General features: G+C 69.9%; 9 protein-coding genes. 2 read left to right on the forward strand and 7 right to left on the reverse strand.

Features of this window, described 5'->3' with window-relative positions; translation table 11 throughout:
- The first annotated feature begins 449 nt into the window (after positions 1 to 449).
- Positions 450 to 1,085: a dephospho-CoA kinase gene (gene coaE, locus JMO03_RS00020; RefSeq protein ID WP_202838977.1), complete on the forward strand. Its 636-nt coding sequence runs from the start codon at positions 450 to 452 to the stop codon at positions 1,083 to 1,085.
- 550 nt (positions 1,086 to 1,635) lie between these two features.
- Here coaE and JMO03_RS00025 read toward each other — a convergent pair.
- From JMO03_RS00025 to JMO03_RS00035, 3 genes are all read right to left on the reverse strand, one after another.
- Positions 1,636 to 2,604: a Nudix family hydrolase gene (locus tag JMO03_RS00025; RefSeq protein WP_202838979.1), complete on the reverse strand. Its 969-nt coding sequence runs from the start codon at positions 2,602 to 2,604 to the stop codon at positions 1,636 to 1,638.
- 446 nt (positions 2,605 to 3,050) lie between these two features.
- Positions 3,051 to 5,780 (reverse strand): preprotein translocase subunit SecA, encoded by a 2,730-nt coding sequence (secA, locus tag JMO03_RS00030; protein ID WP_202838982.1) that lies wholly within the window; start codon positions 5,778 to 5,780, stop codon positions 3,051 to 3,053.
- A 553-nt stretch (positions 5,781 to 6,333) separates the two neighbouring features.
- Complete coding sequence (locus JMO03_RS00035; protein WP_202838990.1) at positions 6,334 to 7,245, reverse strand: M23 family metallopeptidase; 912 nt, start codon at positions 7,243 to 7,245, stop codon at positions 6,334 to 6,336.
- Positions 7,246 to 7,321: 76 nt separating this feature from the next.
- On the opposite strand from JMO03_RS00035, the gene JMO03_RS00040 reads away from it, so the two are divergent.
- Positions 7,322 to 7,744, forward strand: coding sequence for a DciA family protein (locus JMO03_RS00040; RefSeq protein ID WP_238345743.1), 423 nt, complete (start codon positions 7,322 to 7,324; stop codon positions 7,742 to 7,744).
- 191 nt (positions 7,745 to 7,935) lie between these two features.
- On the opposite strand, the gene lpxC is transcribed toward JMO03_RS00040, so the two are convergent.
- The 4 genes from lpxC to JMO03_RS00060 all read right to left on the reverse strand — a co-directional run bounded on the left by lpxC (position 7,936) and on the right by JMO03_RS00060 (position 12,780).
- Positions 7,936 to 8,844: a UDP-3-O-acyl-N-acetylglucosamine deacetylase gene (lpxC, locus tag JMO03_RS00045; RefSeq protein WP_202838993.1), complete on the reverse strand. Its 909-nt coding sequence runs from the start codon at positions 8,842 to 8,844 to the stop codon at positions 7,936 to 7,938.
- A 382-nt stretch (positions 8,845 to 9,226) separates the two neighbouring features.
- The gene (gene ftsZ / locus JMO03_RS00050; RefSeq protein WP_202838994.1) at positions 9,227 to 10,468 is read right to left on the reverse strand and encodes a cell division protein FtsZ; all 1,242 of its coding nucleotides are present in this window, start codon (positions 10,466 to 10,468) and stop codon (positions 9,227 to 9,229) included.
- A gap of 228 nt (positions 10,469 to 10,696) precedes the next feature.
- Entirely contained in the window at positions 10,697 to 11,932 is a 1,236-nt protein-coding gene (ftsA, locus tag JMO03_RS00055; protein ID WP_149104715.1) for a cell division protein FtsA, read from the reverse strand.
- Positions 11,929 to 12,780 carry a cell division protein FtsQ/DivIB gene (locus JMO03_RS00060; RefSeq protein WP_202839032.1) on the reverse strand — a complete coding sequence of 284 codons (852 nt, stop codon included), beginning with the start codon at positions 12,778 to 12,780 and terminating at the stop codon, positions 11,929 to 11,931. Before JMO03_RS00060 ends, ftsA begins: the two co-directional genes overlap by 4 nt.
- Positions 12,781 to 12,818: the final 38 nt, after the last annotated feature.

Raw genomic sequence — 12,818 nt, forward strand, 5'->3', positions numbered from 1 at the left:
GAGGCTGGCTGCGGGAGGTCGCGCCGAAGGCCCTCCCACGACCACGCGTGGGAGACGGTCGCGCCTGAAGGCGCTCCTACAATCGCACGTGGGCAGCCTGTAGGAGCGGCTTCGGCCGCGATGCCCCGCCCGCGGCGGCGGATACGCGAGGCTGGCTGCGGGAGGTCGCGCCTGAAGGCGCTCCCACGACCGCGCGTGGGAGACGGTCGCGCCTGAAGGCGCTCCTACAATCGCAAGTGGGTAGCCTGTAGGAGCGGCTTCAGCCGCGATGCCCCGCCCGTGGCGGCGGATACGCGAGGCTGGCTGCGGGAGGTCGCGCCTGAAGGCGCTCCTACAATCGCGCGTGGGTAGCCTGTAGGAGCGGCTTCAGCCGCGATGCCTCCCCCGCGACTTCGGGCAGGGCACAGGACGGTCGCGCCGAACAGCGCTCCTGCGGGCACAATCCCCCCATGGCCGACTACGTAGTGGGACTCACGGGAGGCGTCGCCTCCGGCAAGAGCGAGGTCACGCGGCGCTTCGAGGCGCTGGGCGTGACCGTGGCCGATGCCGACCTCGCGGCGCGCGACGCGGTGGCGGTGGGAAGTTCGGGGCTCGCCGAGATCGTGGCGGCGTTCGGCGCGGAGGCGCTCGCGGCGGACGGCTCGCTGGACCGGGCGGCGATGCGTCGGCGCGTTTTCGCCGACGATGCGGCACGTGCGCGACTGGAGGCGATCGTGCATCCGCGCGTGCGCGAACTGCTGCAGGCCACGTGCGCGGCGGCACCGGGGCCGTATGCGATCGCCGCGATCCCGCTGCTGGCCGAGGCCTTGCCGGCGCGCGACGGCGAGGCCGGCGGCCGCGGCGCCTATCCGTGGCTGCATCGGGTGCTGGTGATCGACGTGCCCGTGGACGTACAGCGCGCGCGCCTGCTGGCCCGCGACGGCATCGACGCGGTGCTCGCCGAGCGGATGATCGCGGCGCAGGCGACGCGCCGGCAGCGCCTGGCGATCGCCGACGACGTGCTCGTCAACGATGGGCCGCTGGCGGCCCTGGACGCGCATGTGGAGGCCTTGGATGCGCGCTACCGGGCAATCGCCACAACGTGAGTCTCCTGCCATCGTAGGAGCGCCTTCAGGCGCGACCGTCTTCCACGCGCGGTCGTGGGAGCGCCTTCGGCCCGACCTCCCGTAACCAGCCTCGAGTGTCCGACGCCGCGGGCTCGGAAGTGGGACTGGACACGGGTCGCGGCTGAAGCCGCTCCTACAGGTTGCCCACGCGCGATTGTAGGAGCGCCTTCAGGCGCGACCGGCGCACCGGCAGGTCGGACCGCGAGGTCATGCGCTTCGCTTCGATATCTCCGCACACGTGCCCGGGATGCGGGCGGGCTGCCGGATGGGTCCGGATGGGCCCAGGGCCGGAAACGGGTGCCGGAATGCGGGCCGGACACGGGTCGCGGCTGAAGCCGCTCCTACGGGGTTGGTGGCCCTTCGTAGGAGCGCCTTCAGGTGCGACCGGCGCGCCGGTGCGCGAGGTCATGCGCTTCGGTATCTCCGCACCGTGCTGGGATGGGGCGGACGGGTCGGCTCTGGCGGGTCCGGGACCGGACACTCGTGCGGGAAAACGGGGGCCGGACACGGGTCGCGGCTGAAGCCGCTCCTACGGGACGGGGGGGTGCCACAGGCCGCGGATCGCGGCGATGCCTTGCGCGCCATGGCCGCGCGCGGCGGGGATGTCGGCCACGCCGAGTCCGCCGATGGCGTAGATCGGCAGCGAGACCTGCTCGCGCAGCGCCTCGAACCGCGCCCAGCCGATACCCTCGTGGCCCGGATGCGTGGCGGTGGGATGCAGCGGGCCGACGACCACGAAGTCGCATCCCAGCGCCTGCGCCAGTCGCAGTTCCTCCAGGTCGTGGCAGGAGGCGGACAGCGGCCGGTCGGGCGCCACCGGGCGTGCACGGCATTGGCGCAGGCCGGCCGCCGGCAGGTGCAGGCCCAGGTCGGATTCGCACGCCAGTTCGATATCCCCGTTCACCAGCAACTGCGCGCCGGCGGCGCTGCAGTGCAGGGCGGCATTGGCGAGCAGTCGCCGGCGTCGGCTGCGGTCGATGCCCGGCATGCGGAACTGCACGCGGCGCACGCCGCGGGCCAGCGCGGACTCCAGCGCGGCGATCCAGGCCGCGTCGCCGTCGACGGGCGTTGGCGTGACCAGGCAGTGGTCGGGCTGCAGCAGCGCCGCGACGACCGGGCGGTCGGGATCGGGCATGTCGTAGCGCAGGAGCGAGGCGGGTTGCACCCACGCCAGCGCCTGGCCCTCGTAACCCTTCGGGGTGCCGCGCCAGGCGCGGATGCGGCGTACGTCCAGCCGCAGCCGCCTGGTCGGGGTGAGGTGCGGCACGACCATCAGCCGGTCGCCGACCTCGACCTCGATGCCCAGTTCCTCGTCGAGCTCGCGCGCGAGCGCCGCCTCCGGGGTTTCGCCGGGCTCGACCTTGCCGCCGGGGAACTCCCACAGGCCCGCGAGTTCGCGGCCGCCCGAGCGGCGCGCCAGCAGCACGCGGCCGCGCCTGTCGACGATGACGCCTGCGACGACATGGGTGGCGTCGGGACCCTCCGCCCCCTGGGGCATGCCTGGCGGGAGGCCAGGGGACTCAGAGGTCATGGCGGTGCGTGCCCCCCGCCCCACGCTGAGGGTTGGGTGCGTGGGTCGATGGCGACGACGTGGACGGCGCCACGGTGCTCCGTCTGCGCAGTGAGGCTGCAGGGTAGGCCGCGGACTCGGACATCATGGGGGCAGGGAGGGCCCCGCCCCGGCCCTCCCCGCTTTGCGGGAGAGCGGCAGACGGGATGGCTGCGGGGAGGCTACGGTCCCGCGATCTTCGAGCAAATCCCTCGCTGCGCTCGGGATGACAGGTTCGCGCTTTGCTGTGCCTCGCACCTCGCACCTCGCACCCCGCGCCTCGCACCTCGCGTTGCGCGGGAGCTACCGCACGACTGACCGCCGGCGCGAGGCCGGGGGGCTGTGGAGCCGCGAGGACCGCGGGTCCGCGACAGCCCTCCCGGGAACCCGCTGCCTCAGGCGAGCTGCCCATGGCAGTGCTTGTACTTCTTGCCGCTGCCGCAGGGGCACGGATCGTTGCGGCCGATCTTGGCCCCGTCGCGCACGATCGGCGCCTGCGGGCCCTGCTGGTAGTCGGGCTGCGCGGCTTCCTCGTCGGCGCTGTAGCCGCCGGCGTCGGCGTGCTGGAACTGGGCCTGGCGCAGCCGCGCCTCGACCTGCGCCCGCTCCTGGGCCTCGATCGCCGCGACCTCCTCCTCGCTGCGCACGCGCACGCGCGCCAGCAGGGTCACCACCTCGCGCTTGACCTTGTCGAGCATCTCGCTGAACAGCGCGAAGGCTTCCTTCTTGTACTCCTGCTTGGGCTGCTTCTGCGCGTAGCCGCGCAGGTGGATGCCCTGGCGCAGGTAGTCCATCCGCCCGAGGTGCTGCTTCCAGTTGTCGTCGAGCACGTTGAGCATGATGTGCTTCTCGAGCGCACGCATGGTTTCGGGACCGACCTGGGCTTCCTTGTCGGTGAACACCCGCTCCAGCGCCTCGCGCACGTGGTTCTGGATGCCTTCGGCATCGAGTTCCCTGCTGTCCCGGGCCAGTTGCACCAGCTCCAGGCGCAGGCCGAATTCCTGATCCAGCGTCGCCTCCAGGCCGGGCAGGTCCCACTGGTCGTCGATCGACTCCGGCGGCACGAAGCGCTCGACCACCTCGGCCACCACGTCGCCGCGGATGCCGTCGATGTTCTCCTGCACGCTCTCGGCCTCGAGCAGTTCGTCGCGCTGGCCGTAGATGACCTTGCGCTGGTCGTTGTTGACGTCGTCGAAGTCGAGCAGGTTCTTGCGGATGTCGAAGTTGTGCGCCTCGACCTTGCGCTGCGCGTTGGCGATCTGCTTCGACACCAGCGGCGACTCGATGATGTCGTCTTCCTTCAGGCCCATCCGCGCCATCACCCGCTGTACCCAGTCGGCGGCGAAGATGCGCATCAGGTTGTCTTCGAGCGACAGGTAGAAGCGGCTCGAGCCCGGGTCGCCCTGGCGGCCCGAACGACCGCGCAGCTGGTTGTCGATGCGGCGCGATTCGTGGCGTTCGGTGCCGACGATGTGCAGGCCGCCGGCGGCGACCACGGCGTCGTGGCGTTTCTGCCATTCCGCGCGCACGCCCGCCTTTTCGGCCTCGCCCGCCTCTTCGCCCAGCGCGGCGAGTTCGGTATCGAGCGAACCGCCGAGCACGATGTCGGTGCCGCGGCCGGCCATGTTGGTGGCGATGGTCACCGCACCGGGCCGGCCGGCGTTGGCGACGATCTGCGCCTCGCGCTCGTGCTGCTTGGCGTTGAGCACTTCGTGCGCGATGCCGTCGTCGTGCAGGAATTTCGACAGCAGTTCCGACACCTCGATCGAGGTGGTGCCGACCAGCACCGGCTGGCCGCGTCCGTGGCAATCCTTGATCTCGGCCGCGACCGCCCGGTACTTGCCGGCCTTGTTGAGGAACACCGCGTCGGGATGGTCGATGCGGATCATCGGCCGGTGGGTGGGGATCACCACCACTTCCAGCCCGTAGATGCTGTTGAACTCGAAGGCTTCGGTATCGGCGGTACCGGTCATGCCCGAGAGCTTGCCGTACATGCGGAACAGGTTCTGGAAGGTGATGCTGGCCAGCGTCTGGTTCTCGCGCTGCACCGGCACGCCTTCCTTGGCCTCCACCGCCTGGTGCAGGCCGTCGGACCAGCGCCGGCCGACCAGGGTGCGGCCGGTGAATTCGTCGACGATCACCACCTCGCCGTCGCGCACGATGTAGTCCACGTCGCGCTGGTAGATCGCGTGCGCGCGCATCGCCGCGTTGAGGTGGTGGACCACGTGGATGTTGTGCGGCGCGTAGAGGTCGTCGCCGGCCTCGAGGATGCCGGCCTTGTGCAGCAGTTCCTCCGCATGCTCCTGGCCTGCCTCGGACAGGTGCACCTGCTTGCCCTTCTCGTCGACCCAGTAGTCGCCGACGCCATCCTCGACCAGTTGCCGGGTGAGCGAGGGCACGATGCGGTTGACCTTGATGTACAGCTCGGGCGAGTCGTCCGCCGGGCCGGAGATGATCAGCGGCGTGCGCGCCTCGTCGATCAGGATCGAGTCGACCTCGTCGACGATCGCGTAGTTCAGGCCGCGCTGGTAGCGGTCGCGCTTCGACATCGCCATGTTGTCGCGCAGGTAGTCGAAGCCGAACTCGTTGTTGGTGCCGTAGGTGATGTCGGCGCCGTACGCGCCGTGCTTGTCCGAGTGCGGCATGCCGGGATAGACCACGCCGACGCTGAGGCCGAGCCAGTTGTAGAGCTTGCCCATCTGCGCGGCGTCGCGGCGGGCCAGGTAGTCGTTGACGGTGACGACGTGGACGCCCTTGCCTTCCATCGCGTTGAGGTAGCACGGCAGGGTCGCGACCAGGGTCTTGCCCTCGCCGGTGCGCATCTCGGCGATCTTGCCCATGTGCAGCACCATGCCGCCGACCAGCTGCACGTCGTAGTGGCGCAGGCCGAGCACGCGGACGCTGGCCTCGCGGCAGACCGCGAAGGCCTCGGGGAGGAGCTTGTCGAGCGTTTCGCCCTCGGCGACGCGCTGCCTGAACTCGGGGGTCTTGGCCTGCAGTTCGGCGTCGGACAGCGCCTGCATCTGCGGCTCGAGGGCGTTGATCTTCTTGACGATGCCGCCGAGCTGCTTGACGAGGCGTTCGTTGCGGCTGCCGAAGACGCTGGTGAGCAGGCGATTGAGCATGGATGTACCGGGATCCTGTGGCGGGGCCGGGCGGCGCCGGAAAGGCGCGCCGGCAATGAAAAAGGGCGCAAGTGGCGCCCTTTTCGATGGCAACGCGCATTGTACCGTGGTGGCGCCCGGGGGCGTTTGCAAGGGGCGCCCGACGCCCGATGCACAGCTGGATGGCCGAACGCGTCGCCACGCGCGACCCGGGCGAACCACCACGCTCCGGGAGCTCTGCGCTGCTGCCCGCAGGACGGGCAACGCAAACCGCCCGGGTCGCGTCGGACCGCCGCAGGCGCGGCTTCAGTCGCGACGGGACATCGGGGAACCACGCAGGTGCGCGACCGGGGTCGCGCCTCGGGACATCCGGGAGCCCACGCAGGTCCGCGACCGGCACAATCGGGAACCACACAGCCCCGCCACCGGGTCGCGCCTGAAGGCGCTCCTACGGGTGTGGTCGCGGTAGGAGCGGCTTCAGCCGCGACCGGCACAATCGGGAACCACACAGCCCCGCGACGGGGTCGCGCCTGAAGGCGCTCCTACGGGGGAGGACGCGCGCCCGGAGGCGTTGTTACATCCGCTTGGCGCCGATCTCGCCCAGGAACTTGCGCGGATTGTGCACGCGCCCGTTCTCCCATACCTCGAAATGCACGTGCGCGCCGGTGGAGCGGCCCGTCGAACCGGCCCTGGCGATCTCCTGGCCTACGCGCACCAGATCGCCGACCTTCACGGTGTTGCGGGAGTTGTGCGCGTAGCGGGTGACGAAGCCGTTGCCGTGGTCCACCTCGACCACGTTGCCGTAACCGCTGCGCACGCCGGAGAAGCTGACCACGCCATCGGCGACGGTCATCACTGGATCGCCGGTGTTGGCATCGAAGTCGATGCCCTTGTGGAACTGGCTGCCGCCGCCGAACGGATCGGCGCGCCCGCCATAGCCGGAGGTGATGTAGCTGCTGGCGACCGGCGAGCGCGACGGCATCGCGTTGCGCTCGAGTTTCTGGTCGAACAACAGCGCCTCGAGCACCGACAGCTGGCGGCCGGCGCTGCCGAACTGCGCGTCGACGCCATCCAGCCCGTCGACCAGCATCCGCGCCGGCATGTCCTGGCTGGGCTCGGCGCCGCCGAGGCCGACCGGCTTGTCGAAATCGAACTCGCCGTCGCCGAGCTTGGCGATGCGGGTCAGGCGGTCGCCGAGCGCGTTGAGGCGGTTGGCCTGCGCCTGCAGCTCGCCCAGGCGCGCGGCCAGCGCGTTGACCTCTCGCTGGGCTTCGCGCCGGGTGGATTCGAGGGAGCGCTCCTGGCCGACGACCTGCTGCTGCAGGCGATCCACGGTGGCGGCGTTCAGCGCGCCGCCGAGGATGAGTCCGGTGCCGACGAGCACGATGGCGGCGGAGACGGGTTTGCTTGCAAGGCGCCCATGGAGGCGCTGTCCGAGCGAGTGCAGCGTCGACGACGCGTGCACGGAGATTCTGTGTAGAGTCATAGGTGTGATGTCTGATTCCTTGCCACGGCGGTCCAGTTCGCCAAAGGTGCCGGCCGGTGCGGAACGGTCCGCGACCATGCAAACGGCGCTCGATGCACTGCTGTCCGGTACCGCCCGCGATCCGGTGCGCCATGCCCTGGGGCTCGATGCGCTGGACCGCCAACTGCGTCCTCTCCTGCCGTCGGGGCTGGCCGCGCATGTGCGGCTGGCCAACGTGACTGAAGGCAGGCTGGTGTTTCTCGTCGATTCCCCCGTCTGGCATGCCAGGTTGCGCCTGGCCGCCAGCGAACTGCTCGACGCCGCCCGTTCCCTCGGACTGGAAGTGCGGGACGTCGCCATCCGGGCGACGACACAACCGTTGCAACCCCCTGAGCCACCCGTTGCACGCGTGCCGGCATCGCGATCGAATGCGGGCCGGTCGGCGTCCACGGAAGAGGCGTTCCGCGCGGCCCTGGCGGCCCTGGCCGAACCCGCACCGCACGGGAAGGACGAAGGCTGAGCCGGAACCGGCATCCACGGAGGCGTTCCCCGGCGTCCTGCCGGCCCTCGCGGACACGGCATGCTAACGGCCGGGCCTGCACAAAACGTTAACCCGGTGATCGGCAAAAGCTCATTTTGCGTTAACGAAACGTTATTTCACCGCATTCGCGGCGTGAAACGTGACCGGGTCCCGGTACGCCGCCCGCGCCATCAGGCCGTCAGCGGGACGCCATAGGCGAGGGGCGCCGGCGCGGTCGCGGGATAGGAGACCTCTTCCCAGGCCGTCCTGTCGGCGAGCAGCGCGCGCACGAGCTTGTTGTTCAGCGCATGACCGGACTTGTAGCCCTCGAACGCGCCGAGGATGGGGTGGCCGGCGAGGTAGAGGTCGCCGACCGCATCGAGGATCTTGTGCCGCACGAACTCGTCGGCGTAGCGCAGGCCGTCGTCGTTGAGCACCCGGAACTCGTCGAGCACGATCGCGTTGTCCATCGAGCCGCCGAGGCCGAGGTTGCGTTCGCGCATGTATTCCAAGTCCCGCATGAAGCCGAACGTCCGCGCGCGGCTGACTTCGCGGATGTAGCTCTCGGTCGAGAACTCGATCTGCGCGCGCGAGCGCGACTGCGGGATCGCGGGGTGGTCGAACTGCACGGTGAAGCCCAGGCGGAAGCCGTCGTAGGGCTCGAAACGGGCGATCTTGTCGCCCTCGCGCACTTCGACCGGGCGCATGATGCGGATGAAGCGCTTGGGCACGTCCTGCTCGACGATGCCCGCCGACTGCAGCAGGAACACGAACGGGCCCGAGGAGCCGTCCATGATCGGCACCTCGGCCGCGGACAGCTCCACGTAGAGGTTGTCGATCCCGAGGCCGGCCAGTGCCGACATCAGGTGTTCGACCGTCTGTACCTTGGCGCCGTCGCGGGCCAGGCCGGTGCAGAGGGTGGTTTCGCTGACCAGGTCGCCCGAGGCGGGGATCTCGACCACGGGGTCCAGGTCGACGCGCCGGAACACGATGCCGGCGTCGGGGGCGGCCGGGCGCAGGGTCAGGAACACCTTCTCGCCGCTGTGCAGGCCGACGCCGGTGGCGCGGATCACGTTCTTGATGGTGCGTTGCTGCGGCATCTGGAGCGCCTGTGGGGGGCAGGGTCACCCCGCAGGGGGTGCACAACGGCGCAGATTATCACCCTGCGCGCTGAACTGAACGAAAGCGGGCGCGCCACGACCGGTCCGAAAATCCGCCGGGACCGGCACTGGCCCCGGCGGCTGGAATCGGACATGGACTTGTTCGTGATGCAACCATTCCGCCGGCCGAAGGCACCTGTCACGCCACCTGCGCATGCGGATCAACTCACCGCCTGGCTCACCCGCGGATGCGGGGAGGCAGGCGCCCAACCTTGCCTGGCGTACGGGACCGGACCGGCGACCACGACGCCGCCCACCCTGCCCCGCAAGCGCGGCACGGCGCTCCACCTCGCGAACCTCGAGGCAGAGCCCCGCGACGTGCTCAGTCCGCCTGCCGACGCAGGAACGCCGGGATGTCCAGGTAGCTGCTGTCGCTGCCGAAGTCCGCGACCGGCGGCGACGAGGATGCCGGTTCGCCCGCCGTGCGACCGCGCAGGCCCGCGGCGATGCTGCTGCCGGGGTTGTAGGCGTCGGTGGCGTCCTCGACGAACATGCCGGTGGTGCCGTCGCGCTTGCCGGTATTGATCAGCTGCACGTGCGGACGACGGGCCACGGCGTCGAGCTGGCCGTTGTCGCTGCCGCGGCCGCTGTGGCGTACGGCGGCGCGGTTGAGGCCGGTGGCCACCACGGTCACGCGCACGTCGTCGGCCATGTCCGGATCGAGCACGGTGCCGATCACGATGGTCGCGTCCTCGCTGGCGAAGTTCTCCACGGTGCGGCCGACTTCGTCGAACTCGCTCATGGTGAAGTCCGGACCGGCGGTGATGTTGACCAGGATGCCGTTGGCGCCGGCCAGGTTGACGTCGTCGAGCAGCGGGTTCTGGATCGCCGCCTCGGCCGCGGCCTGGGCGCGGTCGTCGCCGCGGGCGTGGCCGGTGCCCATCATCGCCAGGCCCATCTCGGACATCACGGTGCGCACGTCGGCGAAGTCGACGTTGATCAGGCCCGGGCGCACGATCAGGTCGGCGATGCCCTGCACGGCGCCCAGCAGCACGTCGTTGGCGGCGCGAAAGGCCTGGATCATGGTCGCGTTGCGGCCGAGCACGGTGATCAGCTTCTCGTTGGGGATGGTGATCAGCGAGTCGCAATGCGCCGACAGGTCCTCGATGCCCTTGAGCGCCACCTGCATGCGGCGGCGGCCCTCGAACGGGAACGGCTTGGTGACCACGGCCACGGTCAGGATGCCCATCTCCTTGGCCAGCTGGGCGACGACGGGCGCCGCGCCGGTGCCGGTGCCGCCGCCCATGCCTGCGGTGATGAACACCATGTCGGCGCCCTGCAGCGCGTCCATGATGATCTCGCGGTCCTCCAGCGCGGCCTGGCGGCCGACTTCCGGGTTCGCGCCGGCGCCCAGGCCCTTGGTCACGTTGGTGCCGAGCTGCAGTTGCAGCTTCGCGCCGCAGTTCTTGATCGCCTGCGAGTCGGTGTTGGCGGTGATGAATTCCACGCCGTCCACGCTGCTGCCGACCATGTGCGCGACCGCGTTGCCGCCACCGCCGCCGACGCCGATCACCTTGATGACGGCGTTCGGAGCCATCTTTTCCACGAGTTCGAAATGTGCCATGTCCTTGTCCTCTCTAGTTGGAGCCGGGAATCGGGAATGGGGAATCGGGAATGGGAACAGCGCGCGTTCCTCCAGTCCCTTCCATCGCCTGACGCCGGCGCTTTATGTGTTACGTCCTACCGCGTTGTTCGAATCTCTTCCTGTTCTCGCCTCTTCAGTCCGCTTCGTCGCCTTCGCTTTACCGATTCCCCATTCCCGACTCCCCATTCCCGTTCCGCGGTGAGTTCCTCAGAACTCACCGCGGAACCAGGTACTGACCTTCTTCAGCAGACTTCCCGCACGCCCGGTCGGGATCGACGGGCGCCGCGGGTTCTCGATCTGGCTGCCCATCAGCAGCAGGCCCACGCCGGTGGCGTGCACCGGGTTGTTGACCACTTCGCCCAGGCCGGTGACGTGCTGCGGGATGCCCACGCGCACCGGCATCTGCAGCATTTCCTCGGCCAGCTCGACCACGCCCTCCATCTTCGCGGCGCCGCCGGTGAGCACCATGCCGGCGCGCACGTGCTGCTCGAAGCCCGAGCGGCGCAGTTCGGCCTGCACCATCTCGAAGATCTCCTCGTAGCGCGCCTGCACCGCCTGCGCCAGCGACTGCCGCGGCAGGCGTCGCGGCGGGCGGTCGCCGACGCTCGGCACCTGGATCGATTCTTCGCTGGTGGCCAGCTGCGCCAGCGCGCAGGCGTAGCGCACCTTGATCTGCTCGGCCTCCGGCGTGGGCGTGCGCAGCATGTGCGCGATGTCCTCGGTGACCTTGTCGCCGGCGATCGGCAGCGACGCCGTATGGCAAATCGCGCCCTGCACGAATACGGCGAGATCCGTGGTGCCCGCGCCCATGTCGACCAGCACCACGCCCAGCTCGCGCTCGTCGCCGGTCAGCACCGCGGTGCTCGAGGCCAGCGACGACAGCACCAGGTCGTCGATCGACAGCCCGCAGCGCTGCACGCACTTGCTGATGTTGGCCGCCGCCGACTGCGCGCACACCACCAGGTGCGCATGCACCTCCAGGCGCACCCCGGTCATGCCGACCGGGTTGCGGATGCCTTCCTGCGAATCGTCGAGCACGTACTCGCGCGGGATCGCATGCAGGATGCGCTGGTCGGCCGGGATCGCCACCGCCTTGGCGGCGTCCAGCACCCGGTCGAGGTCGGCCCAGGTCACCTCGCCATCGCGGATCGGGACGATTCCGTTGGAGTTGCGGCACTGCACGTGGTTGCCGGAGATCGACGCGTACACGCTGCGGATCTCGCAGCCGGCCATCAGTTCGGCCTCCTCGACCGCGCGCTGGATCGACTGCACGGTCGATTCGATGTCGACCACCACGCCGCGCTTGAGTCCGCGCGATTCGTGGCTGCCGATGCCGATCACCTCGATCGGGTTGCCGGGCGAATACTCGCCCACCAGCGCGACCACCTTGGAGGTGCCGATGTCGAGGCCGACGATCAGGGCCTTGTCGCCTTTGCGGTTCATGTGTTGGAGCCGGGAATGGGGAATCGGGAATGGGGAATGGAGAAAAACCGGGAATGGGGATTAGGGAATGGGGAATGGACGGCAATCGCGGCGACGGGGGGCGCGTCGGGCACGCCGGCTTCACCCATTCCCGATTCCCCATTCCCCATTCCCGGCTTCGCCCATTCAAGGGCGAAGCCGTTGGTGTAGCGAAGATCGGCCCGTTGCAGCGGCTGCGAGTTGCGCGAGAGCAGTTGCGGCAGCACCCGCGCGAATCGCGCCAGGCGCAGGCGCGGCTCCTGGCTGCCGACGGTGACCTCGACGCCGTTGCCGAGCGTGAGCGACCAGCTTTCGCGACGGTCGAGCGAGAGCTGCGCCACCGCGAACCCGCCGGGGGCGAACATCTCTCGCGATTCGTTGTAGAGCGCGACCACCTCCGGCACGCGCGCATCCGGCCCGTGCAGCCGCGGCAGCCCGGCGGGCACGTCGATGCCCGCGACCGGGAACAGGCGCCCCTGCTCCGACAGCAGCCGGTCCTCGCCCCAGCGCGCGAACGGACGGTGTTCGACGATGCGCACCTCCAGCACGTCGGGCCAGCGCTTGCGCACCTCGGCGTGTTCCACCCAGGGCAGCTTCGCCACCGCCGCCTGCGCCTGGTCCAGCCGGACCGCGAAGAACCCTGAAGCCGCGTGCGGCAGCAAGGCCTCGCGCAGGCGCGCGGTGTCGACCCGCTCCAGCCCGTCGGTGACGCGCAGCGTGCGCAGCGGCCAGCGTTCGCTGCCGATCCAGCCATTGACCAGCGCGACCACCGGCAGCACCACCAGCGCCAGCGCCAGCGCCCAGGTCGAGACCTGGAGGATGCGGCGGATCATGCGTCGCCTCCTGCAGAGGCTGCGGGAATAGGGAA

Source organism: Luteimonas saliphila (assembly GCF_016774335.1).
Classification (GTDB): Bacteria; Pseudomonadota; Gammaproteobacteria; order Xanthomonadales; family Xanthomonadaceae; genus Luteimonas; species Luteimonas saliphila.